Annotated in this window: 24 protein-coding genes and 1 tRNA gene; 6 read left to right on the forward strand and 19 right to left on the reverse strand. The window is 66.1% G+C overall.

The window, feature by feature from the left end; genetic code table 11:
- The first annotated feature begins 123 nt into the window (after positions 1–123).
- Both IF54_RS0129270 and IF54_RS0129275 read left to right on the forward strand, forming a co-directional pair.
- On the forward strand, positions 124–909 hold the full coding sequence (locus IF54_RS0129270) for a Pr6Pr family membrane protein (protein ID WP_030324091.1): 786 nt from the start codon (positions 124–126) through the stop codon (positions 907–909).
- A 34-nt stretch (positions 910–943) separates the two neighbouring features.
- Positions 944–1,017: transfer RNA gene (locus IF54_RS0129275), tRNA-Pro, on the forward strand.
- 74 nt (positions 1,018–1,091) lie between these two features.
- Here IF54_RS0129275 and IF54_RS0129280 read toward each other — a convergent pair.
- From IF54_RS0129280 to IF54_RS42790, 14 genes are all read right to left on the reverse strand, one after another.
- Positions 1,092–2,417: a site-specific integrase gene (locus IF54_RS0129280; RefSeq protein WP_199821258.1), complete on the reverse strand. Its 1,326-nt coding sequence runs from the start codon at positions 2,415–2,417 to the stop codon at positions 1,092–1,094.
- Positions 2,405–2,611, reverse strand: a complete 207-nt coding sequence (locus tag IF54_RS0129285) for an excisionase family DNA-binding protein (protein WP_030324093.1) — start codon at positions 2,609–2,611, stop codon at positions 2,405–2,407. The genes IF54_RS0129280 and IF54_RS0129285 overlap by 13 nt, the downstream gene beginning before the upstream one ends.
- A complete protein-coding gene (locus IF54_RS0129290) occupies positions 2,608–3,954 on the reverse strand; it encodes a replication initiator (protein WP_030324094.1) in 1,347 nt (448 codons plus the stop codon). The genes IF54_RS0129285 and IF54_RS0129290 overlap by 4 nt, the downstream gene beginning before the upstream one ends.
- A gap of 96 nt (positions 3,955–4,050) precedes the next feature.
- Complete coding sequence (locus tag IF54_RS0129295) at positions 4,051–4,335, reverse strand: hypothetical protein (RefSeq protein WP_030324095.1); 285 nt, start codon at positions 4,333–4,335, stop codon at positions 4,051–4,053.
- Between the two features lie 18 nt (positions 4,336–4,353).
- Positions 4,354–4,509 carry a hypothetical protein gene (locus IF54_RS43105; protein WP_199821259.1) on the reverse strand — a complete coding sequence of 52 codons (156 nt, stop codon included), beginning with the start codon at positions 4,507–4,509 and terminating at the stop codon, positions 4,354–4,356.
- Between the two features lie 13 nt (positions 4,510–4,522).
- On the reverse strand, positions 4,523–4,702 hold the full coding sequence (locus tag IF54_RS0129305; RefSeq protein WP_030324097.1) for a mobile element transfer protein: 180 nt from the start codon (positions 4,700–4,702) through the stop codon (positions 4,523–4,525).
- 15 nt (positions 4,703–4,717) lie between these two features.
- On the reverse strand, positions 4,718–5,410 hold the full coding sequence (locus tag IF54_RS0129310) for a DUF2637 domain-containing protein (RefSeq protein WP_030324099.1): 693 nt from the start codon (positions 5,408–5,410) through the stop codon (positions 4,718–4,720).
- An 87-nt stretch (positions 5,411–5,497) separates the two neighbouring features.
- Positions 5,498–6,868: an FtsK/SpoIIIE domain-containing protein gene (locus IF54_RS0129315; protein ID WP_030324101.1), complete on the reverse strand. Its 1,371-nt coding sequence runs from the start codon at positions 6,866–6,868 to the stop codon at positions 5,498–5,500.
- Between the two features lie 5 nt (positions 6,869–6,873).
- A complete protein-coding gene (locus IF54_RS0129320) occupies positions 6,874–7,221 on the reverse strand; it encodes a hypothetical protein (protein WP_020122798.1) in 348 nt (115 codons plus the stop codon).
- A 177-nt stretch (positions 7,222–7,398) separates the two neighbouring features.
- Complete coding sequence (locus tag IF54_RS0129325; protein ID WP_030324104.1) at positions 7,399–8,220, reverse strand: protein phosphatase 2C domain-containing protein; 822 nt, start codon at positions 8,218–8,220, stop codon at positions 7,399–7,401.
- On the reverse strand, positions 8,217–9,068 hold the full coding sequence (locus IF54_RS0129330; RefSeq protein WP_030324105.1) for a sigma factor-like helix-turn-helix DNA-binding protein: 852 nt from the start codon (positions 9,066–9,068) through the stop codon (positions 8,217–8,219). Before IF54_RS0129330 ends, IF54_RS0129325 begins: the two co-directional genes overlap by 4 nt.
- Positions 9,069–9,243: 175 nt before the next feature.
- The gene (locus tag IF54_RS0129335; protein WP_030324107.1) at positions 9,244–9,645 is read right to left on the reverse strand and encodes an ATP-binding protein; all 402 of its coding nucleotides are present in this window, start codon (positions 9,643–9,645) and stop codon (positions 9,244–9,246) included.
- A 97-nt stretch (positions 9,646–9,742) separates the two neighbouring features.
- Positions 9,743–10,606 carry a helix-turn-helix domain-containing protein gene (locus IF54_RS0129340; RefSeq protein WP_078852145.1) on the reverse strand — a complete coding sequence of 288 codons (864 nt, stop codon included), beginning with the start codon at positions 10,604–10,606 and terminating at the stop codon, positions 9,743–9,745.
- A gap of 412 nt (positions 10,607–11,018) precedes the next feature.
- Entirely contained in the window at positions 11,019–12,497 is a 1,479-nt protein-coding gene (locus IF54_RS42790; RefSeq protein WP_159002225.1) for a hypothetical protein, read from the reverse strand.
- A gap of 338 nt (positions 12,498–12,835) precedes the next feature.
- On the opposite strand from IF54_RS42790, the gene IF54_RS0129350 reads away from it, so the two are divergent.
- Positions 12,836–13,453, forward strand: a complete 618-nt coding sequence (locus IF54_RS0129350) for a hypothetical protein (protein ID WP_030324112.1) — start codon at positions 12,836–12,838, stop codon at positions 13,451–13,453.
- Positions 13,454–13,841: 388 nt separating this feature from the next.
- On the opposite strand, the gene IF54_RS0129355 is transcribed toward IF54_RS0129350, so the two are convergent.
- Positions 13,842–14,072, reverse strand: a complete 231-nt coding sequence (locus IF54_RS0129355) for a hypothetical protein (RefSeq protein ID WP_030324119.1) — start codon at positions 14,070–14,072, stop codon at positions 13,842–13,844.
- Between the two features lie 286 nt (positions 14,073–14,358).
- Here IF54_RS0129355 and IF54_RS42795 point away from each other — a divergent pair, with 286 nt between their 5' ends.
- Together IF54_RS42795 and IF54_RS0129360 are read left to right on the forward strand one after the other, a co-directional pair.
- Complete coding sequence (locus tag IF54_RS42795) at positions 14,359–15,126, forward strand: hypothetical protein (RefSeq protein ID WP_159002227.1); 768 nt, start codon at positions 14,359–14,361, stop codon at positions 15,124–15,126.
- 512 nt (positions 15,127–15,638) lie between these two features.
- Complete coding sequence (locus IF54_RS0129360) at positions 15,639–16,547, forward strand: Ku protein (RefSeq protein WP_030324122.1); 909 nt, start codon at positions 15,639–15,641, stop codon at positions 16,545–16,547.
- Here the strand turns inward: IF54_RS0129360 and IF54_RS0129365 are convergent.
- The 3 genes from IF54_RS0129365 to IF54_RS0129380 form a co-directional block, all read right to left on the reverse strand.
- Positions 16,544–17,011 (reverse strand): hypothetical protein, encoded by a 468-nt coding sequence (locus tag IF54_RS0129365; RefSeq protein WP_030324124.1) that lies wholly within the window; start codon positions 17,009–17,011, stop codon positions 16,544–16,546. The two genes, IF54_RS0129360 and IF54_RS0129365, sit on opposite strands and share 4 nt — an antisense overlap.
- Positions 17,012–17,194: 183 nt before the next feature.
- Positions 17,195–17,620 carry a DUF6233 domain-containing protein gene (locus IF54_RS0129370; RefSeq protein WP_030324126.1) on the reverse strand — a complete coding sequence of 142 codons (426 nt, stop codon included), beginning with the start codon at positions 17,618–17,620 and terminating at the stop codon, positions 17,195–17,197.
- A 1,620-nt stretch (positions 17,621–19,240) separates the two neighbouring features.
- Positions 19,241–20,533 carry a HEPN/Toprim-associated domain-containing protein gene (locus IF54_RS0129380; RefSeq protein WP_030324130.1) on the reverse strand — a complete coding sequence of 431 codons (1,293 nt, stop codon included), beginning with the start codon at positions 20,531–20,533 and terminating at the stop codon, positions 19,241–19,243.
- 148 nt (positions 20,534–20,681) lie between these two features.
- Between IF54_RS0129380 and IF54_RS0129385 the strand changes: the two genes are divergently transcribed.
- Positions 20,682–22,367, forward strand: a complete 1,686-nt coding sequence (locus IF54_RS0129385; RefSeq protein ID WP_234439085.1) for a PE-PGRS family protein — start codon at positions 20,682–20,684, stop codon at positions 22,365–22,367.
- Here IF54_RS0129385 and IF54_RS0129390 read toward each other — a convergent pair.
- Complete coding sequence (locus IF54_RS0129390; RefSeq protein ID WP_030324134.1) at positions 22,297–23,139, reverse strand: hypothetical protein; 843 nt, start codon at positions 23,137–23,139, stop codon at positions 22,297–22,299. The two genes, IF54_RS0129385 and IF54_RS0129390, sit on opposite strands and share 71 nt — an antisense overlap.
- Between the last annotated feature and the right edge of the window lie 273 nt (positions 23,140–23,412).

Raw genomic sequence — 23,412 nt, forward strand, 5'->3', positions numbered from 1 at the left:
GGCGGATCTCGCAGGGGTACCCGGGGTGGGATCGGCCGACGGATTAACCCGCACAGCCCGACGGATTAACCCGCACGGCCCGCCCGTATCGCCCCTTTTGCCCTCTCTGTCTAGTGTGAGGGCATGACCGCGCCGATACCCAGGGACATCCCGGACCTCCCCGCCATCCAGGGTGTGCCCGCTTTCCTGCCGTCCCCCGTCCCCGCGACGGCGGTGGTGACTCCCGTACGCCATCCCGTGGCCGCCGTGTACCGCGTACTGGTGGCTCTGACCGCCCTGGCGACCGTGGCCCTGGAGATACGGCTGAGCAGCCCGGTCCGCGCCCTGAGCTACTTCGCGGTGCAGAACGCGGTCCTGCTGGCCGGCGTATCTCTCCTCTCGGCCCGCAGAGCATGGAAGGCCCGCCGTCCCCTCCCCTCGGCCCTGACAGGCGCGACACTCCTCTACGCCGCGATCACGGCGGGCGTGTACCACCTGCTCCTGGCGAACACGTCGAGCCCGTTCGCCTTGACGGGCGCGGCGGCGAACCCGACAGGCTGGCACGCGGTGACCACGCACCTGCTGCACACGGCGATCCCGGCGGCGGCGGCAGCGGACTGGCTCTTCCTGACGGCACCGGGCCGCCTGCACCTGCGCCAGGCGGCGACCTGGCTCCTCTACCCCCTGGCCTACCTGCTCCTCACCTTCACCCGGGGCGAACTGATCCCCCCGGGCACGCCGGGCCGCTACCTCTACCCGTTCCTGGATGTCGACCTGCACGGCTACAAGAGCGTCCTGGGTAACGCCCTCCTCCTCGGCCTCTCCTTCTACGCCCTCGCGATCCTCCTGGTCGCCCTCGACCACGCCCGCCCGAACCCCATCCGCCACCGCGCCAAAACCGGATTTCGTCTCCAGCCACCGGTGGGCTAAAGTAAACGACGTCGCCGCGACAAGCAGCGACAATCGGGGTGTAGCGCAGCTTGGCAGCGCGCTTCGTTCGGGACGAAGAGGTCGTGGGTTCAAATCCCGCCACCCCGACACAGGTCAGAGGCCCATTCACGTGATCGTGAATGGGCCTCTGTCGTGCGTACAGCAGCGGAGTACAGCAACCGCTATGACTCTTCCTGGCCCTCCTTGGCCACCTGCTCTTCCGCCCTCTTCTGCTGCTTGCGCTTGCTCTTCTTTTCCTTCCCTTCCTTCTTCTGCTTGCTGCCGCCGAGCGCTTTTCCGAGCTTGCGCAGGGCCCGGCGGGTGTCGGCGGAAGGTACGTGCGTGTAGACCTCCATCGTCACCGCGATCTCTGAGTGCCTGAGGATCTGCATCGCGATCCGCGGGTGGACGTCGAGGGCGGCCAGGAGCGAGGCGCAGGTGTGGCGGGTGTCGTGCACGCGGATGCGCCGGACGCCGGCGCGCTCACAGCGGCGGTCGAACTCACGGGTGAAGTTCCTCGGCTCGACCGGGGTGCCGTATCGGGTGGTGAAGACCATGTCTGACTCGGTCCACAGTTCCTTGGCCCGCTCCTTCGCCGCCTGCTGTTCCTTCTGTCGAAGGCGGAGAGCGGTCAGGCAGATGTCCGGCAGCGGGAGCACAGCCTCCGAGGCCTCCGTCTTGGCCGTGTCGGTGTGGAGGAGACGCCGGCGGACCCGCTGCAGCTGATGACGGATGTGCAGCTCCCCCGTTTCCAAGTTCACGTCCGACCAGGTGAGGCCGAGCACCTCTCCCTTGCGCAGGCCCAGGACGAGGATGAGCGAGTAGGCGCAGTACAGGTAGTCACGCCACAGCTGAGCGTTTTCCAGGAAGCTGCACGCCTCCTCGACCGACCAGGGTTCAGGCCGCTTGCGCCGGGCCCGCTGGACCTTGACGAGTTGGGCGACGTTCTTCGAGATGCGTTCCTCGACCATGGCGTTGGTGAGTGCGCTGCGGAGAATCGTGCGGGCATCGTTGACCGAGCGCTTCGAGAGGGTCTGTCGGCAGCACTCCCCCTTGGCGCAGCACCGGCGCCGCTCCTCGGGCCGCTTGGCGTCCTTGTCCTGGGCGCAGCACTGGCAGGTGTCCGAGAGCTTGTTGAGCCAGCTCCGCATGTCCTGAACGGTCAATCGGTCCAGCCGCTTTGAGCCGAGGAGCGGCACGATGTACAGGCGCACGGTCGTCTCGTACGTGGCGGCGGTCAGCGGCCGGAGGTTGGGCTCCACGACTTCCTTGAGCCAGTACGCGAGGTACTGAGCGAGGCTCGGCGTGTTGGTGGCGACCGGCCCCTTCTTGGCTTCGTTGTGGAGCTTGAGCCACTTCTCATGGACGTCTTTGCGGGTCGGACCGTAGACGTACTTCCGCTTGCGGTTGCCCTCCGGGGTGGTGACCCACGCGTAGGCCGCGTAGCCGTTCCGGTAGACGTAGATCGATCCTTCGCCATTGCCTCGCTTGCCGCTCACGCGGACCACCTCGCGGATTCGTCGGCGCAGTGGTTCACGTAGTCGTCGACCCAGGCCGGGAGGATGCGGCGGTTGCGGCCGATCTTGACTGAACGGATCTCGCCGGTAAGGACGAGCATTTTGGTCTTGGAAAGGCTGAAGCCGAGCATCTCGGCGACCTCGGCCGTCGTGTGCCACTTCCGGTCGAGGGTGGCTGTGGTCATGGGGTCAGTTCTCCTTCTCCTTGGGCGGCGGGTGTGCGCGAAGCGGCGAATAGGCCTTCAGCGGCGGTCAGCCCGGTGCCGGCGAAGCGCCAGTGCGAGAGGACGAGGACGGTGTCCGGGTGGGGCAGCGGGTGTCCGGCTGCGGTGGCGCGTTCGCGGGTGAGTGCTTCGTTGTGGTCGGCGCGCTCTTGGCGGAGGGCGCCGAGGGTGACGGAGTACGCGCGGGACTTGGTGGAGAAGTGACCGCGGAAGCCGAGCATGTGAGCCCACTTGCGTAGGCGCAGGTCTTCGAGTTCGGGCAGGGCGCCAAGGTGCCAGCAGGTCAGGATCAACTGGCGTGCGTGGTCGGTGACTTCAGCGCCTATCAGGTCGGTGATGGGGTTGCGAATAGGGCGGTCCACGGTGCCCGTCGCGCTTTCGGCGCCTTTGGTGGCGTACTTGGCGATGTAGGCGGCGACGGCGCGGCTGGTGAGATCGGTAGCGCCCGTGAAGTCGGCCGAGCGGATAGGGCGGATGTCGAGCTGTTCGCCGAAGCGGAAGGTGTGGGCACGGCCGTCGAGGACCGGGCCGGGTGTCTCGGCGAGGCGGACGGCCGAGCGGATCGAGTCCGAGAGGAGTTCGGTAGTGGCCCAGGCGGGTGGGGTGTCCTCCGCTCCGTCCGGGCCGTCGAGCCGGATCACCGCATGGAAGTGGACGGCGCCTCGCCGCTGGTATTCGGCGACCTTGGCGTAGGAGACCTTGAGGCAGTCGCGCAGCGCCGAGCGGCCGATGCCTGCGCGGGAGGCGATTTGTTGGCGGAGGTAGGTGGTGAAGCGGGCCCAGAGGGCACCGGCGTGCGCGTTCCAGAGGACGGCGGCGCGGTAGTCGTAGCGGTCGGCGTTCAGGGGCGTTCCGAGGACAGGGTCACCGTCTGGGTGGAGGCGTCCGCAGCGGCAGCGTCCGCCGCCGGGCCGGTTGTGGACAGGGCCGAAGGAGGGAGCGGTGAAGGTGGCGAAGACGCGGGGATGTTCGGCGACGGCAGGGCCGATTCCCTTGCCGCCGCTCAGGCCGGCCGTGACGAGGTGGTACGTGTCTTTGCGGTAGACCTCGGCACACGCGGCGCACCGTGTAGCGCGGCGGTTGTTGCAGCGGATGAGGAGCTGTCCGGCGGGAAGGTCGCGGTCGACGATCTCGCGGACGATCTCACCCGTCGAGGCGTGGACGTCGAGGCGGTGGCCCTCCATCCGTACGGGCCGCTCGCAGCCGCCGAGCCGCTGGATCTGGTGTGCGTAGGTGCTCAGTTCGCCGTGCAGGGCGAGGGCCGCCAGTTGGCGGATGGCTCCGGTCGGAGCCTCGGGGCGCATGTGCGGGTTCCTCCTTGGAGACGGGAGCGGGGCAGCAGCCCGGCTTGTCCAGGGGGCTAGACAGTGTGGGCAAGCCAGGCTGCTGAGCAGATGAGGTCAGCGGCGGTCGTTCTTGAGGATCGAGCGGACGGTGACGGCGCAGACGGCCACCGAGGCGGCGGTGATCGCCACGGCCAGGAGCATGGAGACCAGGACAGCGCCGACGACGAGGACTAGGGCGCCACCGCCGGCGGCGAGGGTGAGCATGCCGCCCGGAGTGAGCTGCACCGCGGGCCGATTGGAGGCGGGAGCGTACGGAATAGGGGCGGCGGTGGAGACGTAGGACGCCGGGGTTGTCGGTACCGGGGTGGTGTCCTGCGGCGGGTACTTGGGGGTGAACATGGCTGGTCCTTTCTGGAGTCAGTCGAGGAGGGCGGCGACGGCGGGGGCGAGGACGCTGTTGGCGACGAGGTAGCCGCCGAGGAGGAGCAGGGCGACGAGCCACCAGGGCGGGCGGGCGAGTTGGATGCCGAGGGCGGCGACGACGAGGACGGCGAACCAGAGCGGGACGTCCATCGGTGATCTCCTGTCAGGCGGAGCAGCGGTGGGTACGGGCGGCGAGTTCGGCGGCTGCGCGGCTGTCGTACTCGGCGGAGAAGTCGCAGCGGGGTGCCGTGCAGGCGGCGAGGTGGCGGTTGCGTCCACGGGCCAGGTACGAGGCGACCTGGACGGGCCCGATGCGGCGGACGTTGCGGAAGCGCGGGGTCACTTGAGCGGTCCTTTCTCAGAGGTGGGCGGCGACGGACGGGGTCATGGTCGGCGGCAGGCCGAGCCGGGTGCGTACGGCGTCGGGGTCGGCCGGTTGGCCGGTGGTGGTGCGGAGTTCTTCGGCGAGGGCCTGCGCGCGGTCGATGAGCGCGGGCGGCAGGGGTACGGCGGGAACGCGCGTCGGTGCGGCGAGGACGGAGCTCGGGGCAGATTCCTCGGGGGTCGCATCCGCGGTCGTAGCGGGGAGTTCGTCACGGCGGGGCGTGTCGACGGCCACCGGGACAGCGGCGGGTTCGGGCTCAGGAACCACCTGGGCAGCAGGTTCTTCCGGGATGCGTGGCGCGTGGGCCAGAAGCGTTCCGCCGAAGAAAGCGACGGCAGGCCAGCCGGCCACCACGACGCGCAGTGACGCGGGTACGTGGTCCAGATCGAGGAGACCGGCGGTTGCGATGTTGGCTCCGAGGGAGGCGGCCAGGGCGATCAGGAACCACAGGCGCGCTCCCCCGGCGGGCTGTCTGGCGCGCTGCTGTTCGCGCATCCGGCGCCAGGCGGCGACCAGCAGCAGATCGACGCTGACCGGGTAGGCCCATGCCTTCCAGCCGCCTTGCCCGGACGCTTCTGCGAGGTCGTGGAGGTGGGAGAAGGACAGGGCGCCCGCGATGACGGCTTGGACGATCACGGCGTCCACGCGGGCGAGGTGGGCACGCATCGAGTCGTTCTCCTTCCGGTTCGAGGCATGGGAGGGGTAGGGACGTGGCGCGAGGCGGTCGCGCCGACCGTGGGGAGAGCAGCGCGGTTACTCCGTCACCGGGCGCGCGGCCGGAACGGCAGTGGCGGGCGAGGCGACCGCGGCCGGTTCGGCGGTGACGGCGGGCCGGAAGGCGTCGAGGCGGGGCAGCTCCGGCACGAGAGCGGACGTAGCGCGGCAGACGGCCGCCGCTTCGTCGAGGGTGAGGTGCGGGGAGCGTGCGCGGGACCAGCCGCCGGAAGAGTCGCCGACGATGGCGACGCCGGGGCGTTCGGCGGGGATGGTAGTTGCGGCGAGGGCCGCTTCCGGAGAGATGTCGGCGAGCGCCATGTTGGCGGACGACTCGTCGTTGACGCGGTGGCAGATGCGGCCGGTGAGCTGGGCGCGGAGCATGGTGGCGCCCTTGCCGAGTTCGGAGCCGAAGCGCTGTCCGCAGACTTCGAGGTAGATGCCGGCCGCACGGCCGAGCTGGGCGATGCGGATGAGCTTGGTGACCATGGCGTCGCGGCGCTTCTCGTCTTCCCGGCTCGCGGCGAGGAAGAGTTCCGCCACCTCGTCGACGACGACCACGACCGGCACCGGCCGCACCTTCTCGGGCAGACCCCACACGTCCGAGGTGAGGACGTCATCAGGGCCCGCCCCGGACCGGAGCCCGATCAGCCGGAACCTGGCCTCCATCTCGTCCAGCAGGACATCAAGGAGTTCGTTCGCCCGGTCCGGGGTGTCCGCGAGGGCCGACAGGCGGGGCGCGAACGGCGCCAGTTCCACACCCCACTTGCAGTCGATCCCGACGAGCACGACCGGTTGCCGGGCAAGCCCGCACAGCAGATTGCGCATGTACACGGACTTGCCGGACTGCGTTGCGCCGAGGATGAGTTCATGCGGCACGGCACGGAAGTCCCTTACGTGCCAACGCCCGTCATCCCGTAGCGCCATCGGAAGGGAGAGCAGACCGCCGTTGTGACGACGGCGCCGAGCGGGTCGTACGTCCGCGAGTACATCCCAGCCGATCAGCCGCAGTTCGAGCCACCCCGGCTTGGTCGGACGGATGTGCACGGCGTGCGCGGCCCAGGCGTGCCGCAACCGGTCGGCGGAAGCGAGGAAGTCTTCTGGTGCCTGGCCGGTCGCCATACGCAGCCGCATCACGAGACCGGCGCTGGTCGGCATGGGAAACGACCTGCGAGGCGGTACCGGCCCGGCTTCCCGCCCGATCATCCGGGCAGTGGCCCGGCGCATGGCCGAAGCCGGAACGGTCAGACCACAGGCGTCCATGGTCGTGCGGTACGACGTCAGCACCCTCACCGCGACGAGCGGATAGCCGACGAGCCACCAGAACACGACGGGCACCCGACGACGCAGCACCAGCAGCGCGACCAGGCCCAACAAACCCAAGATGAGCGCCCAGACGGTGTTGGTCATGGCGATCAGCCCTGCACCGACGCCGGAGCGTCGACCATGACGGCGTCCGCCCGGTAGGCGATGCCGTGCCGCATCCGGCCGCCGAACTCGCTCTCCCACGGCCGGGCGATCAGCCCGGACAGGATGACCGGAGCTCCCATCACCAGGCCCTCACCGATGCCCTGCTCCGGAACGGTGACCTTGATCATGTCCGAACCGCCCTGCGCGATGAAGACGACCTCCAGCACCATGAGCCGCTGGTTGGTCACCGGGTCCACGGCGATCTCACCGGTCTGACGGTCCCTGACCTTCACCTCGGGCAGCTTCGTGACGAGCAGGGTCGCGTCCGAGGCGTTCACGGGAATGACTCGCATTTCTTGAACCTCTTCTGTTGGCGGCGCTCTGAGAGCGCCGAACCGTTCCGTATACCCCCCTAGACAACAAGGGAGGTGTCCGCCCTAACTGTCTAGGGGGGTTGACGGAAACAGTAAACCGCCACCAGCCCAACTGTCTAGGGGGGTATACGAATCCGCCCCGGAAGACGGGAGTCGCTACGGCAGGGCCCAGTGCAAGGCGGTGGCGTCGTCGTGCGTCTTGCCTCGCGGCCAGCGGCGGCCCTCGGAGTCGCCGGCCTCAGCTTCCCGAACGCGACGGATCAACTCGGCGGGCCCGGACGCACGAAGGACGGCCAATGTCTGGGGCCAGGTCCAGAGTTCGAAGGAGTCGACCAGTCTCGTCGCACCGTCGCTCAGCAGGGACACGGACGTCAGCGACTCCAGCGGCACGGCCCCGGCGAGAGCATGTTCGGCCGCCTGCGGATCCGGCCCAGCGATCCAGAAGCCCCCAGGACGATTGCGGTGCCCCGTAAGAGCGTCGCGATACTCGGCCAGAGCGGCAGCGTGTTGGGGTGAGCCAGTCGGGAGCGCGTCGACCGGCCCACGCAGCTGCCTGCCGACCTCGTCCAGGCGCTGATCTGTGATTGCGTTCGTCTTGCCGTCAGCGTCGGCGAGCAACAGTGTTGAGTCGCCGAGGACGAGGTACTCCAGGGCCCCCGCAGTGGCGCGCACTGCAAGGACCGTACTGGTGGGACTGGCCCTATAGGTCAGGTCGCACGTGTCCTCGTGCAGAGAGCGGACAGCCCGGATTGAGTCGGCGAGGCAGGTGGTGAGCGGCCGGGTGAGTTGCGCCGTGATGCTGCCCAGCAGCAGCCCACCCAGCGTCGAGGAGAACCACGCGATGCCGTGAGTGCACCCGGTCTCCGCCCCAGCCACGCCGGCGCCGTCGAGGAGGACGGCCGCACCGGGCGCGGCAGCGGCGAAGTCCTCATTCTCCCGGCCCGGTTCGGCGGGCTGCGAGTCGAGGACGACGTTCACGCCGTCGTCTCCTCGTCGTGCAGGTACAGCGGGGTGATCAGTTCGACGGATTGGGGTTCCTCAGTCTCGGGGTCGTACTCGACACTCACCAGCGTCGAGAAGTGACGCTCACCCACCTGCCCCCACAGAGTGTTCAGGTCGGAGGAGAGCAACTGGACGACACCGAGGGAGCCCGCCGTGTGGATGCCAGCGATAGCGAGCACCGAGCCGTTGCCGTCCGGGCGAGGAAGCCGCCCGAGGTATCCGACGTCATGGGAGCGGTACGGCTCCGTGTCCGCGCCCGCGCGGTAAGAAGTGCCCGTACGGCGGTCCGCCAGGGCCCAGGGCTCACCGTCCGGGTGCTCCCAGCCGAGTACCGGATCTTGGGCGTACAGGTCGCTCATGGCCTGAGACATGGAAGGTCCGCAGACGACGACCAGGCCGTCACGGTTGAGGTCGACTTCACCACTCACCTGTACGTGCCCGGAACTGACGTCGAGGCCGTACGACTTGGCCAGCTCTTCGAGCCGTTTCCCGGAGTTCATGTCGGTCATGGCGACGACCGGACGCTTCTTGGCACCGTCCCACCGCAGCGGGGTCACGATAGTTACAGCACCAGCCCCGAGGAAGGCCCCCTCAGGCGCCGGCCCGGTGTGCCGGATCTGATGAATGCGCCCGCGGCTCAGACCGGCCTTTTCAGCGATCTGGGCGTACGACAGCCCTTGCGCATGCAGGTCCTGAACCACGCGGCGGCGCAGCCGGGCGAGCTCGGTCACCTCCTGCTGGGCGTCGGCCAGCCGGGACGTGACCTCACGCAACAGCAGGTACGGATCATCAATCGCCATGATCCGCTGCAACTCGTCCGACATGACCACACCTCCTAGAACTAGCCAGGAGTCTAGGGCCCTAGACAGAACGGGCGCGAGACGCCGTCCCGAATGAACCCCGATCACGTAGAACGCGGACCTTCGCCGGGGCACCCCCTTGGGGCTCACCACCCACCGCTTGCGGGACAGACGCAGGGCGCGTCTCCGCCACGGACCATCACCCGCTCACCCGAGCGAGTTCCGCCCACACGCAGCGCCCGCCCGCAGGTCGATCTTTCACACCCCAGTCCTTGGCGCAGGCCGAGACCATCAGGAGCCCACGGCCGCTCTGGTCCTCAGCACCGTTCATGCTCCGCACCTGAGGCTCGCTTTCGCCACCCTGGTCGATGACCTGGATGCGAACAAAATCGTCGGTGAAGCCGACGACCACCTGGAACCACCCGAGGTACCAGCCACTCCGGGTGTGCCGTACGGCATTGGCCGCCAGCTCGCCGACCACCAGGACGGCGTCGTCCACAAGGCGCGGATCTTCGCCCTCCAGCAGAGCGGCAGCGAAGTGACGAGCTTCGGCCACCTGCCAGGCCTGGCCAGGGAACATGCGGGCCCAGTCTTTGGGCATGGGAAGACTCCCTCATTGTCTAGGGGGCTAGACGTTGCAGTGAGCAGAGTATTCCCGCGCGTGGCCGATGAGCCAGGCATCTTGAGGAATTATTCCTCTATCGAGTGGCGGGGGTGTCCAGGTCCCTGAAGTCCGTCATCACCTGGAGGAGCAGTTCCCGCACCTCAGACCCGAAGACCGCGGCTTCCTCGAAGCGGCTGAACAGGTCCTCGTAGGCGGCGACTTGGGGGACGTCGTCCACGACCCGCTCACCCCGGAAGCTCTCCACGACGGCCGTCTCGCGGTCGCACAAGGTGAAGCCATGACGCGGCATGACAGGCACTGGCCGACGCCACGGAATGACGCCGAGCCGTACGGTGCTCAGACTCTCGACAGCCAGCAGCCGATCAAGCTGGGCGAGCATCAGCGCAGGACTCCCCGGCCAGGTCCGCAACACACCCTCGGTGAGCACGAACACCGACTCGCGACCCGGTTCGTACAAGAGGCTCTGCCTCTCGACACGGGCAGCGACGGCGCGGCCGACAGCCTCAGGAGATGCGTTCGGCGCACTGTCGAAGACGTGTCGCGCGTACTCCGCGCTCTGGAGCATGGCCGGCAGGACGACGCACTGGAACGAACGGATCAGCCGAGTCGACCGAACGACGTCGTCGAGGACCACGCCGACGGAGGCCAGATCGCCGGATGTCTCGTCTGTGTCCGGCTCGACGTCCGGAGCAGCTTCGACGGCGACCAAGAGGTCATGCACCTCACGGAAGGACACATCGTCGAGGCCGAGGGCACGAGACAAGCGGCCCAACACGTCGACACTGGGGACCATTCGGCCGTTCTCGACCTTGGACACGGTCGGCTGTCCTACACCGGCCCGCTGCGCCAGCACTGCACCGGTCAGACCAGCATCCGCACGCAGCCCACGAAGACGCGCACCAAGCGCCTTCATCCGCTCCCGCCGCTCACTCCCCATATCCAGGGTTCTACACCACAAGGCGGACGACAGCGGGCGCGAGACCCTAGATGATCAACGCCGTCGCGACCATGATTCAAACTTTCTCTACTGGTTCAAGGCCCGCGCACGGCGCGGGCGCGCGCCGCCTCTGCGGCGCGGCCTGCCTCCTGTCTGCGCCCCGGCTGGCCGCGCCCGGCGGCGCGCTCGGCGGCTGCGGGCAGAAGGTAGGGGACACCCTCTGTGGCTGGGGCGGTCGGCTCCACGGCTTTAGGCAGCCACTTTGGGGCGAGCCTCTAAGATCATGGCCCCAACGTCGTGCTTTAACGGGCAGGTCCACAGACTGCCCGACTCGCCGGAAGCTTACGGGGCCATGATCACTCGCCCCAAAGCAGCTCCAGCCCAAAGCCGCTCCGCCGACCTCCGTCAAAGGTTACTCGACATACCCCAACTCGCGGGCGTAATTCTGGAGCTTTTCCAGAATGTAAGCAGCGATGGCGGCGCGATTCTTATTCGTTAGATAGTCCCCCGACCTCCACGTGTACTCGATGCACACGGCCTCACTATTCAGGACGAATGAGGTGTCTGGAATAAGGGGTGTGAATTCCATTTTTGCTTCCGCTTTGAAATTGCTCCCCTCTATCCCGTTGGCTTCGAGGAAGCCCTTTATGGCTTCCAGGACGGCTTTGTTGAGTTCTTTGTCTCTACCGTGCGTGAAGCCGCGCTCGGCTAGTAAATCGAACGCAGGTGACGAGACTTTCGATGGAGTCCCCCTGGTTTCGTAGGTGGACGTTGCTGTGCCCAGGAGGTATTTGCCGAAGTCGCTCCGTTTTATATTGCGAGCGATAGCAGAAACGCCCTTGTCTGTGACGTCAAGGCTCGCGAGGTTTTCCCTGACCTCATCAGGGCCAAAGCGGCGAAGGATGGGCACGGTAACGGCAGGTGGGAGTCCAAAAACTCTGGCATCCAATTGGACAATCATCTGCGTTAGAAGGCCGCGCCGACTCGTCCACCACTTGCCGATAACGCTGGCAGGCGTTGCTGCCAGGAGGGCGTTCCCATCCACGAAGCCGAACCTGCTGCTGTTGGTCAGGTGCATCAGGACGCCAGGGTCTGTGCTCGCGGAGACGACCACTACCGCCATGCGAATGGGCAGGCGCGTCCTCTGGAGGATACTGAGGCGATTTCTAGTGAAGTCGTCAGAAATCGTGCGTAGGTAGTCACCCAGAGTGTCGAATTCGCTCGGATTGTAGTCGCGTGGATCAACCCCGAGCAACTCGAGCGACTCGACATTATTCGAAAGCTGCAGGGTATTTGTTGCGATTGGCACCCAGGCGTCACGATGTGGGCCCTGTACGTGCAAGGGCAAGTCGATTGGCGGACGTCCGGCGATCCTTTCAAAATCGGCGGACATGCTCTTTGCCGTCTCTTCGGATGTCTCAGGCCAGCAGAGGAGAACCTTGCGCCCTACAGAGTCCCGCAAGAAGCGCTTGATGGCGGCCAGCTCAGCAGTGTCAGCGGGAGCGCTCTCCCTGTGGTCCACAAGGAGGGGGATGATTCGATCATCGTTGCTCGCCCTGCTACGGGCAGCGTCCACGACTGCGGCCTTAAGCTCTTCAAAGCTGACCGCACCGTTATGTTGCACAGTGGCCGAGAACTGTGATGGAAGAAAAGTTCGCAGATTGCTGGCCAGTGTAGTCTTTCCGGTTCCCGAGAGAGCGTACATCGGGACAAACAAGCCCTCACCTCGGGCGCGAATGCTTTGCGCGGCGAGCTCGATTGAATAAAGCGTGTCCGAAGGGGGGGCCACGACTAGCCGAGCGACTTCAGAACCCACATGCTCAATCAGGAATTCGTATCGAGCAGGGAATACCAGCTCTTTGAGAATGTGAGTACTGGAGGAGTCGGTCATGGGCACGCCCTCTGGGGTGTAGATCGGTGAACCGCGCTGTTGGAAGAGGATACTGCTACCGGTCGCAATCCTGCGCCTATATGGTGTGGCAGCACATCAGTAGATCTACCTATTGGGCGTGAAGCGTCGGACCCATGGGGATTCGACAGCTGCAGACAGCTCAGCAGCAGGTCAGGGCATTGATTGATTAGGCAGCCGCAGGCAACAGCCGCCGGTGATCGCTTGTGGTCGTTCCGGACGAGCGTGCGTGAACGCGCGTGGCCAGATCGCTCCCTTGTGCGCCCTTCGTGTACGTGTCAAACAGTTCGGAGGCTGGGCCTGGGGGAGGGGAGCACTGCATGTCGTTGTTGGGTGGCTATCCGTCGGCATGGGCCGTCGAGCGGTTTGGGCGGCATGCTGGCGCGCTGGCCGCTGCGGTCCCGGTGCAACTGGCCAAGGCGCACGGGAAGGCTCATGCCGCGCACCTCGCTGCGGGTCTGAAGAAGCGGAGTCCGTACGGTCTCGCGCTTGCAGGGGTGGTGCGCGAGAACCTGGCGGAGACGGCGCGGCAGCTGGGGGAAGCCGTGCGCGACGTGCGCGGCTACGAGTATGCGGTGATCAACGATCACGCTCTCTTCCCGTTCCGGTACGCGGACAGGCCGAGGCCCCTGGATCGAGCTCGCCTGCCGGCCAACGCGTCGCCCACGCGGCACCGGCTGTTCCGGGCGCACGGGCCGCAGCCTCCAGAAGGCCTGTTCGACGTCGATGAGGACCTGGCGACCGAGGAGTACCTGGGGCTGCACGAGGCGTTCGAGGAGCTGGGAGCTTCCACCAGGCTGGTCTGTGTGTTCTTCACGGCCGATGTCGAAAACGGCATCCATGCCATCCACTGGGGAGACGCCCACCTCGAACCGGACCGCACCTTCACGTGGCCCTACAGGGAACAGCTCCCCGTCGCTCCCGTGCAGCTGGAGTGACCGTCGGTGGCCTCTGATTGATCGGGCCCTGGGCCGTCCCTGGGCCGTCCGAAGCCGACCAACGCCGACAGTCGGCACCCACAGGTGACCACCCCCACCCCGCTCAGGCCTGGGCCCCCGCCGTTGATCTGCCACACTGGAAGGGTTATGCCTGCACCCGCAGTTGTCGCATGCTGGTCAGCTGCACTCCGCCGTGATTGGCCACAGCCGCTCGCAATGCCTCTCAGGAACGTAGTGAGTGCTGGTGCCAGCCGTTGGGCTCCAGCGTATGGAGGGCCACTTCACCACCTCCTAGAACATTGCAGTAAAACGTGATCATTTACTGCGTTGTCATGAAGCGCGCGGATCGAAGGAGTGAGCAGCCCTGTTGGAGGGCTGTGGACGGGCGTCAGCCCACCCAGCCGACACGCAGGACGTCCATGCCGTCCGCGTACGCCGCGAACGTGATCCACGACCGAGGCCCGAAGCGCTCGGCGGTTTCCCAACCGCCGGGTGCCGGCCAGGTCTCCTTCGCGAGCAGGGCCGTCGCGATCAGCTTCATCACCTCGCGGCGCCCCTCCTCTGGCAGCTCGGCCAGTGCATCCTCCGCCTGGAGCGAGAGCTCCACCCTGTACGTCACCGCATACCCCCGCACTTGTGATCAACAGAGAGCACCGTACGGTGAACGCGTAGACCACGTGGGGGCCTGTGGATAACGCGTTTGCGACCCACCTGCCAGCAATGTTCATGACCAGTTGCACTCCGAGGGCCGGCATGACGAGGGGGGTGGGCCGAACGGTGCGGCGGCCCTGGCCTCACGCGGACCGGGGTTCATCAGTTGCGGGGCACAACGCCAAGGTCACAGACCTGACGCGATTTCATCGAACCGCGTTGGCGCAAGTATTGAAAGTGCCAGGATCTCCGACATGACGACCCCGCCCAACATCAGCCTGTCAACCATCCTGCACCGTTGCAGACTTGGTCGTCGAGAACTCGACGCGCTGTTCACGGTTGCTGGACAGGGGTACCAGCCCAACGAGATCGTCTTTCGTCATTTCCGCCATAGCCGCACGTTTAGCGCGCCAACCCTGGCTGATCTCATAGCAGATGTACAGGCGGCGCCTCTACCTGGTGACCCGAACCATTGGGACAATCTCAGCTTCACAGCAACAGATCCGGCAGGTAGGCGCACGGTCACAATGTCGCTTTCCCCGAAGAAGGTGGTGACAACCGTCAGCGGTAACGACGCCACCCTCGTATATGGGACAGATGCACAGATCAGGCTATTTCTGGTGGATGATGCAATCGGGGGTCGCACGTCTCCGAAGGCTCCTCCCTCAGGACCCTTGAACTGGGTCCTCGTGGCTGGCATAGCCCTCATCTTCATCCTTGCACTAGCCCTCTCCTTTGAAGTCGATGGGGGACCAGCAGGAGATTCCGTCAACAAGGCCCTGGAGGCGTCGGGCCCATTTATCGTTATTGGTTACGGACTTCTTGGATTCCTTGCGGCGGTTCATGGGGCCGCCAATGTGTGGGTTAGCCGAGGGGTCTTGGCGCCAACTAGATCCCTGCCCACGGGTGGAGTCTGGAGTCGTCTCGCCATGCCTGAGAGAATCGCTGTCGTCGGATTGCTTGTTGCTGTAGCGGGCTCTGTGGGGACCTTGATTTCGGCAGGCACGGACCTGTTCGGTTAGGTCTGCGAGGCACGGAAGGAGCCACCGACCCCGACAGTCATCGTCGACACCGGCGCACTTCCATGATCGACAGGGGCAGTACCGCACGGCGCCTGCCCGCTCGCGTTCGGACCTGTGGATAACGCCCTCTCGCGGTCCACAGGGTGTCCCATTGATGCCGGGTCAGCGGCCACCCTGACACCTCTGGATAGCTCAGCCGTTCGACTCTGGGGCCCATCGGTCAGACCCGCCACCCCGCCATTCGATCAGCGCGGACTGCTCCACCCACGCCTCGTCGACGTCCTCCAGGCCCGCATGACGCAGGAACTCGACGAGAGCACCCCCCGTACGCCAGCCCCACGAAGTGGTAATCCACGCGTACGCGGCGGCCGCCGTCCGAACCGGGCGGGTAGATCACCAGTGGCTGAGGAGTGGCCATGGCATCAGCGTGCGCCTTGGGACTTCTGCGCGCATGCGGGACAGGTGTGGCACTCGTAGGCTGATGCTGCTCGGGGCTGTCGCGGAGGTCAGCCATGCCCCGAACCGTGTGGAGCGGCGCCATCTCGTTTGGCCTGGTCACGGTACCTATCCACGTGGTGAGCGCTACCGAGAACCACTCGATCCAGTTCCACCAGTACCACCTCGAAGACATGAGTCGGGTGCGGGTGAAGAAGATCTGCGAGATCGAGGACCGCGAGCTCGCCAACGCGGAGATCGGCAAGGGCTACGAATACGCCCGCGACCAGGTCGTCGCGATCACGGACGAGGATTTGAGCAACCTGCCGCTGCCCACCGCAAAGGCGATCGAGGTCGCCGCGTTCGTGCCCCTGGAGTCGATCGACGCGCTCCGCATCGGAGACGGCTACTACCTGGCCCCCGACGGCGCGGTCGCCGCCAAGCCCTACAAACTCCTCGTCGAGGCGCTCGGCCGATCCTCGAAGGTGGCCGTGGCCAAGTACGCGTGGTCAGGGCGCGAGCGGCTCGGGCTGATGCGGGTGCGCGGCGACGTCCTTGTACTGCACGCAATGCGCTGGCCGGACGAGGTCCGCTCACCAGCCGAGCTCTTCCCGCCGGCCGTCGACCTGAACGAGGACGAGATTGAGGGCGCCTTGGCGCTCATGGACTCAATGACCCGCGACGACCTGGACGGCGACGACCTCCGCGACACCTACACGGAGGCCCTGGCCAAGGTGATCGAGGCGAAGCGGGAGGACAAGCCGCTGCCCGAGGAACCCGAGCAGGAAGCGACGACGGGACGAGTGTTGGACCTGATGGCCGCATTGCAGGAGTCCGTGCAGAAGGCCAAGGCCTCCCGCGGCGAGGACGCCGAAGTACACGGGCTCCCGAAGAAGACCACCGCCAAGAAGCCGACGAAGACGCAGCCGGCAAAGAAGACGGCCGCGAAGAAGAAGACGGCTGGGCGCCGACCGCGCAGCGCCTAACGGATGCCCTGCTGATCGGCAATTGGGGTGGAGCCTTCCGGTAGGCCATCCATGGAGGCCTTGGGGTCGGTACGCTTCTTCTCCACGTGCTTCTCGATCTCCATGCCCCCTTCGCCATTGATCAGCGCCACGTGGACCGTGAAATTGTCCGAGGGCTTGTCTCCGACGCCTGCTAGGCGCAGCTCTGGACAGTCCCACGTGCCGTCTTTGTGGATCTCACACGGCTTGAAGTTTGGGAAGTAGTTCCCGTTGGTGTCCTGCACGAACGACCAGAGCGTGGCCGAAACGGGCACGTCCTTGATCGTGCCGGACACCACCACCTTTCCGCCTGACACATGGGCGACCTGCTGAATGCTCCCGGATGGCAGGGCCTCGGCAGCCTTTGTGTCCCCCGAGTCGTCAGCTATGGCGTGCGTGACAAACGCGCCCGATACCGCCCCGATTACGGCGGCGGGGATTCCCACGAGCGTCGCTTCCAGCCAACGCGGTCGCGGTCGGCGCCCGCCTCCATCCCCAGCAGTGCTCATCTTGCCCCCCTGTTGGTCAGTTGGGCGATATCCTGCCCGATCTTTAGGCACCGCTATGCCGGGTTTGTGTCTCAGTTCTGCCACACAGCACGAGTAGTCGCATGATCAGCAAGACAGCTCCTAGTCGAGGATCCCTAGCTCGGTGTCCGGCCGGCAGAAGGTGCACGGCTCGATCGTCGGGTTTGTCAGGGCCACCCGGGCGTCATGCTCGGTGATCGGGTGCGGGGCGCCCTCGATCATCGAGCAGTCAGCGACGTGGACGATCGCGGGCTCTGGGCCACGGGGCGTGCGCTTCTGCTGGACGACGAACTGCGGCCGGGTCGGTGCATGCGTGATGCCCATCGTCCGCAGGGGCGCGGCACCCTTCGCCAGGTGACCACCGCGGCGCCGAGCGGGGGGTGGCCCCTCGGCCCGCGCGAGCGCATTGCGTACCGCGTCGCGCTGGAGCCGGAGATAGATCCCGACGACTTCGTGGTCGGTGACCTGCTTGTCGAGGTGCGCCAGGATCGCGCGGAGGCGCGGGGGGTCCGGAGGCAACTCGCTCATGCGTTCGAGTGTAGGAGGGTGCCGGAAACATCGCCGCCGCCCCCTAGCCCTGACCCTGTGGTTACGAACGTTGAGAACGTGCGCTCTCCGCACCCTCCCGAAGGTAACGATGATGCGGTTGGGCCTCCGCTCACCATCCACCAAGTAGGCGTAACTGCTGCCTGTTGTCGTTACACCGGCCGACCACGAAGCGCTTTGTTCAGTGCACGCCAAGAGGACGAATGGCCATAGAGCATACGAGAGTTCAGAGAGAAATGGGAGAGAAACCTTCAGCCTTCACACCATCGGAGGCGCTGCGCCAGTGGGAGGTACCCAACCTGCCACCTTTCTCGTTAATTCCGATGCGACCGCATCGCGGACGACGGCACCCCTGAGATCTTGACTTGCCGGCCTTGGCCTCAGGGGTGCCGCCCATCTGGACACAGGGATACCCCCATGCCCAATCACCGACCGGAGCCTCCGGTCGATCCCGTACCGCCCCGTAGGGGCGGCCGAGCCTATGTCGTCAAGGAGCGTGCATTCACGCTGAGCCTGACGGCGTCGGAGTGGATCGTGAAATTGGTGACGGACGACGTCGATCCCATCGACTTCGCCTTCCTCGCATACGACCTGGCACCGGAAGCCGTGTTGCTGGCACGGTGCACGGTTCGCATCGCGCAGAGAGCGGCGACTCGGTGGCGACAACGCATCAGGCACTAACCTCCACTCCTGCAAGCATCCCGGTCGGGGGGCCCGCGCCATACGCGGCCACCCCGATTACCCGTACGGCCCCGGGTTCACTCGTTGGGTGTACCCGGGTCGCAGCAGGCCCAACGAGCCTATGCAAGTTCCCGTTGCGGGAGTCAGGGGCGCATCCCCCATAAGGGCCGCAAATTATCGAACGGCTGACATGGGTGACCCCTTTTGACTACGTTAGTGAGGCGGTGTATCCGGCGTCACTCAACCATCCGGTACCCCCGGTTCGCCCCGGACCTACTCGGCGTCCACTCAGGCAAGGTGGCCCAGCTGCCCGCACACAGCCGCCTCCTTGGCAACTGACGCGGGCCACTGAAGCAAGACGGCGCTGAGGTCTGCGGTACAGCAGCGGAGTACAGCAACCACGTTGACCTCAGGCGACCACCAACGACTGTCAACGGCTGTCCGACCAGCCCACCTGACCCCGATGGCCTCCCAGCCGAGAGTTCGGGACGAAGAGGTCGTGGGTTCAAATCCCGCCACCCCGACAGTGAAGTACCAGGTCAGGGGCCTGATCCGCTTAGCGGGTCGGGCCCCTGAGTGGTTTCTGAGGCCATTTTGGGAGCCGTTTGGGAGCCGACTTGGAAATCTGGTCCCCATACGGCTCCTTCAGACATCGGCTGACGTCTGCCAGCAACCACCCTCGGGTACTAGCGCGGGTCGTGTGCTGCTCCGCCTCGAACGCGGGTGACTCCCCGCGATCGCGTACCGGCATCATGGTCAGAAGCCCTGATCAGGGCTTCCAAGCGTTCAGGTATCTAGTGGTGCGGCGTCAGTCGTGGGGCTGGCGGGCCGCTGTGGTGAGACGGCTACAGGTCGGTTCAGATGGGGCGACGCTGGTGTTGAGATCTCCACGCAGGAAGACATCGCCGCGCAGGACCAGGCTCAGTCAAAGGCTCCGATGATGGTTTCGATGATGGCTCGGACACCGCTCCAGTCTTCATTTCCGGTTCCGTGACCGGCCTTACAGGCTCGCGCCTTCTCGACGAACCGCTCTTGCACCAGCCTCTTGTCGTCGTCCGAGAGGCTGCCGTGGTATCGGCGCAACTTCTCGTTGTGAGACCTCCACTGCACGGGCATCAGTCCGCCGCCATCTGCCTCAAGGACATCGCGCCCCAGGTACATCTCCAGCGATCCGGCCCGTTCGTTGACGTTGGCAAGGACAGGCAGCTCCGAGGTAGGACCAATCGTGGGATACGACTCAAGGAGAGGCAACGACGGGTAGTGGAGCACTCGACAACGGTCGGGGAGACTTCGCCCCTTGATCTTGTGCAGCCCGGCATGCCCCTCAGTGTCGTTGTCCGCTATCGCAATGAACCGATTTGCGACTCCAGCTGCAACGAACGCCGAGACGGTTCGCGCAAGGGCGGAAACTCCGCCCTCGGGGCTGGCGCTGGCGTAGTCGAAGAAGTTGACGAAGCCCTTCAGGTGCGGGTGGGTAACTTCCATGCCTTGGGCTAGGAGCCGGGCATCAGTGGGTCCTTCTGTGAGAACAAGCAGCGGTGCATTGAGGGCCAACTCGGCCAACTGGTCGGCACGCGCTTCGGCTGCGACCGGCAAGACAGTGGGCATCTCCGTACAGCAACCTGTGAGCGGACTCAGATCCAAGGACGCCTCTGCCGCCGGATCGGCGGCATGCTCAAGCAGCAGGCGGAGGAAGCTGCGCGGATTCATGTACCACGACAGCACGTCCAGAGGGTCGTTTTCGTAGGCGAGCAACTCCTCCATGGTCAAGTCGTCGAAGCTGCGAGACAGCCGATTGCACATCTCCCTCTCGACCTCATGCGCGCTCGGTACGGGACTCGACCAGTCCAGGGGAGACGACCGCCAAGCCCACTGGCGGCAAGCCCCGGGCAGGTCTTCTTCACCCTCAGCCAGTTCTACCGACCCCGCATCAGGGTTCTCGATCCCTTGCTTCCTGCTGCTCCAAAGCCTCAGCGCCAACGCCAGGTCACTGCGAGACTGGGCTGCCGTGAAACCCTGCACCTGCAGTCGCTCCCGGAGAGATGCGACGGTCGTGAGGTAGACGAATCGTGTCCCTCCTTCGCCGTCTGGCCCGCTGTCGTATGTCACACGCCGGTCGTCCTCGGTGAACAAGGCGGCGAACTCGGGCAGATAGCCATCCCTGACAAGTAGGAACTGGTGCCCGTGAACCTCGATGCATGAGTGGTGCCCCATACGCCCTAGTTTCTCAGTCGTGCCCCTCTCCCCGCTGCGCAATAAGCAGCGTGACGGGCGCTGACACATTAAGCGCTTCGCCGCGCTCCCTGCAGGGGCCGCCGGCGAGGGACTGGAACACGTCCAGATCCAGTACACAGTCATCCCCATGGCTTGTGCCGAGGAGGCCGCGGACGATACGACGATCGACATGCATCGATGGTCTCCGTTGAATGACCGGCAGCTGGCGCTCCTCACCCGCATCGGGGACGGAACCGACCCCGTCACGTCGGACAGCCCCCAGCTCGCTCTTACCGCCCGCGCACTGAAAGAGCGGCGCCTGATCATCATGCCCAAGCAGCATGGGAAGTGGCAGGCGGAGATCACTGACGCCGGGCGCTTCTACCTGGAGCACGGGCATCATCCAGACCGTCCGGAGTTGGCTCCGCGCAAGCCTCGCGCGGCGGCGTCTGAATCCGGGGTGCCGGTGGCCTCTGGTCCGTCGCAGGATGCCGATCCCCCGACCGAGACGAAGCCCGCTCCGAAACGGGCTGTGAAACCTCCGCGCCCGTCGCCAGCGACTGTCGGGCCAGCGCTCATCTCGCAGGTGCAGGAGGCCGGACGATTTCTTCGGATCCCTGACCCCAGCGCAGAGGAACGGGCTAGGTATCGCAGGGCGTTCGATGCAGCTCGGCAGTGCGCTCCGGATGGGTACCACCTGAAGTACAGCGGGCGGGCGAAGGGGGACTTCTTCCTCGGTCTGCTGAGGGTGTCCGGCGAGGACGACACCGAGTGGAACCGGATCCGTCTGGCGCGCAGCCGTGTGATCACCGACGTCGAGGACGTGCTCGCCGCGGTCACCAAGGACCACAGTGCCTTCGAGATCTCCGAGGAGGTCCTGCCGAGGGTGCTCGCCCTGATCCGGCTGCTCGCCGAGCAGGCGCTTGCGCGGTACGGCGAGATCGCGGTCTCCAAGAAGCGTAAGCAGCCGAGGCCGCTGCTGACGGTCCACGGCAGGACGTACGAGGTCAGCTTCCGTGAGCGGCAGAAGCAGGTCCGGTACGTCCCCAAGCAACCGGGTCGACGCACGTACGACTGGCAGCGGGTCACGCCGGCCCACAAGTTCGAGCCGTCCGGCGAACTGGAGCTGCTGGTCAGCGAGAACTCGGGCTACAGCTACAACTACGGCTGGAAGAAGGAATGGGCCGACACGGCCAAGAAGCCGTTGGAGGAGCAGATCGCCTCAATCTTCCGGGCGTTGAAGGCACGCGCGGAGGAGCAGGAACGGGCCCGGCTAGAACGAGAGGCGGAGCAACGGCGTCTCCGCGAGGAGCGGGAGCGCCAGGAGGCCGAGCGCCGACGACTGGCGGCGGAGCGGGAGGAGCGCGAGCGGCGGGAGTGGGAGGCCGCGGTAAGTGCGGCTTCAGTGCAGGCGGTTCACGCGGTACGGGCCGAGCACTTCGGCACGGCCCTGGAGCAGTGGCGTGCCGCCGGTGAGATCCGGGCCTTCTGTGCCGCGCTGGATGACGTCGCCGCCGCATCGGAGGACGCCCTCAAAGCTGAGAGGCTGCGCGAGTGGTCAGCTTGGGGGAACACAGAGGCCGATCAGCTCGACCTCGACCCCACGACGAATGGCAAGGGTCTGGCCGCCCGCGACTTCAACGTGGAGCCGACGAAGAAGCAGCTGCGACCGTTCCTCGACGGCTGGCGGCCGGACCGACCGGAGAAGGAGCCTCCGGCTCAGCCAACGCCTCCCAAGCCGGAGCCGGACTCGTGGCGCGGCGTCATCGACGCACATCAGGATCAAGGGTGGCGATATGGACGCCAAGGTCGCGCTCAATGGTGGAGGCGATGACGCCGTGACCTCGGTCGCGTAGGGCCTTGACCGCCTTGTCGACGAGTTCTCCGAGCCGGATGACCTCGGCGCGCAGGGCGACCAACTCGTCGTAGCGGTCGGCCTTGTCTTCGCCGCACCAGGCCCGGACGGTTCGCAAGACAGCTGCCTCTGCGTCCAGCTTCCGGTCGTCCCGTCGGCTGTAGGAGTACCAGGAGGACTGGGCACGCTCCTGCTCGATGCCCTGCTGCTTGCGATCCACCTCCGGAAGGATCTCGTCGGCAAGGCGGCCGGCGACCTGGCGGGCGACGCGCTCGGTGACCGGCCAGGCGGCCAGGCACATGCCGTGGCGGTTCTCGTAGACCATGGCGTCGCCGCGGAGTTCAGCTGCATCCATATCGATGAGCGGTGCCGTCTCGTCAAGGCGGCTCAGCTCCAGGACCCCGGCGTCGGCCACCGTTCGGCGCAGGCGGAGCCTGTTCTTCGGACGGACGAAGCCGAGGATCATGCGGGCGGCCTCGAAATCCGTGCTGCCCCGGACCTCCCTCGACGCCTCGGCCAGTGCCAGCTCCGCTGTGTCATCCGCTCTGAAGGAGTCAACGTCATTCCACGAGGCCATCAGGCAGCTGGGGCTCACCCACTCCTGCAGGCCAGCTTCTTCACCATCCAGGAACCGCACATGGATGTTCCCTGATCTTCCAGAACCGCGGACCCGGACAATCTCGACCTGGCGCACCGCGCCACCCAGTTCCTTCGGCGTGGCCCGATACGCCCAGCGTTCCCCGGTCTCCATGCGTCCATTGAGCCAGGTCGACGGCACTGCCACGCACCAATCAACAGATCCGAGGTATGTCTGATTCCTGCCGTCCCCTCGGCAGCAAACCTGAGAGAGGATCACGGTCAGCTTCTCCCAGGGGGATCTCACATGACAGATCAGCACAACCGCACCTGCGGGCGCCCGACCCGCTCCGGGAACCCATGTAAGGTCCGGATATCGGGCTCGGACGTGGCGTGCAGCACGCATGCGACGGAGCAGGACAAAGCCGTGGCCGAGGCTCACCAACGC

Origin of the sequence: Streptomyces sp. NRRL B-3229 (assembly GCF_000719505.1) — a bacterium.
In the GTDB taxonomy this organism is placed as follows: Bacteria; Actinomycetota; Actinomycetes; order Streptomycetales; family Streptomycetaceae; genus Streptomyces; species Streptomyces griseorubiginosus.

Bases quoted from the DNA above. Each gene is read 5' to 3' on its own strand.
- IF54_RS0129285 (WP_030324093.1), bottom strand. From the start codon at position 2,611: ATGACCACAGCCACCCTCGACCGGAAGTGGCACACGACGGCCGAGGTC.
- IF54_RS0129370 (WP_030324126.1), bottom strand. From the start codon at position 17,620: ATGAGCGAGTTGCCTCCGGACCCCCCGCGCCTCCGCGCGATCCTGGCG.
- IF54_RS0129385 (WP_234439085.1), top strand. From the start codon at position 20,682: ATGGCTTGTGCCGAGGAGGCCGCGGACGATACGACGATCGACATGCAT.
- IF54_RS0129335 (WP_030324107.1), bottom strand. From the start codon at position 9,645: ATGCCCAAAGACTGGGCCCGCATGTTCCCTGGCCAGGCCTGGCAGGTG.
- IF54_RS0129360 (WP_030324122.1), top strand. From the start codon at position 15,639: ATGCCCCGAACCGTGTGGAGCGGCGCCATCTCGTTTGGCCTGGTCACG.
- IF54_RS43105 (WP_199821259.1), bottom strand. From the start codon at position 4,509: ATGGACGTCCCGCTCTGGTTCGCCGTCCTCGTCGTCGCCGCCCTCGGC.
- IF54_RS0129380 (WP_030324130.1), bottom strand. From the start codon at position 20,533: ATGGGGCACCACTCATGCATCGAGGTTCACGGGCACCAGTTCCTACTT.
- IF54_RS0129330 (WP_030324105.1), bottom strand. From the start codon at position 9,068: ATGTCGGACGAGTTGCAGCGGATCATGGCGATTGATGATCCGTACCTG.
- IF54_RS0129320 (WP_020122798.1), bottom strand. From the start codon at position 7,221: ATGCGAGTCATTCCCGTGAACGCCTCGGACGCGACCCTGCTCGTCACG.
- IF54_RS0129340 (WP_078852145.1), bottom strand. From the start codon at position 10,606: ATGGGGAGTGAGCGGCGGGAGCGGATGAAGGCGCTTGGTGCGCGTCTT.
- IF54_RS0129310 (WP_030324099.1), bottom strand. From the start codon at position 5,410: ATGCGTGCCCACCTCGCCCGCGTGGACGCCGTGATCGTCCAAGCCGTC.
- IF54_RS42795 (WP_159002227.1), top strand. From the start codon at position 14,359: ATGACGACCCCGCCCAACATCAGCCTGTCAACCATCCTGCACCGTTGC.
- IF54_RS0129390 (WP_030324134.1), bottom strand. From the start codon at position 23,139: ATGGAGACCGGGGAACGCTGGGCGTATCGGGCCACGCCGAAGGAACTG.
- IF54_RS0129290 (WP_030324094.1), bottom strand. From the start codon at position 3,954: ATGCGCCCCGAGGCTCCGACCGGAGCCATCCGCCAACTGGCGGCCCTC.
- IF54_RS0129295 (WP_030324095.1), bottom strand. From the start codon at position 4,335: ATGTTCACCCCCAAGTACCCGCCGCAGGACACCACCCCGGTACCGACA.
- IF54_RS0129350 (WP_030324112.1), top strand. From the start codon at position 12,836: ATGTCGTTGTTGGGTGGCTATCCGTCGGCATGGGCCGTCGAGCGGTTT.
- IF54_RS0129315 (WP_030324101.1), bottom strand. From the start codon at position 6,868: ATGACCAACACCGTCTGGGCGCTCATCTTGGGTTTGTTGGGCCTGGTC.
- IF54_RS42790 (WP_159002225.1), bottom strand. From the start codon at position 12,497: ATGACCGACTCCTCCAGTACTCACATTCTCAAAGAGCTGGTATTCCCT.
- IF54_RS0129270 (WP_030324091.1), top strand. From the start codon at position 124: ATGACCGCGCCGATACCCAGGGACATCCCGGACCTCCCCGCCATCCAG.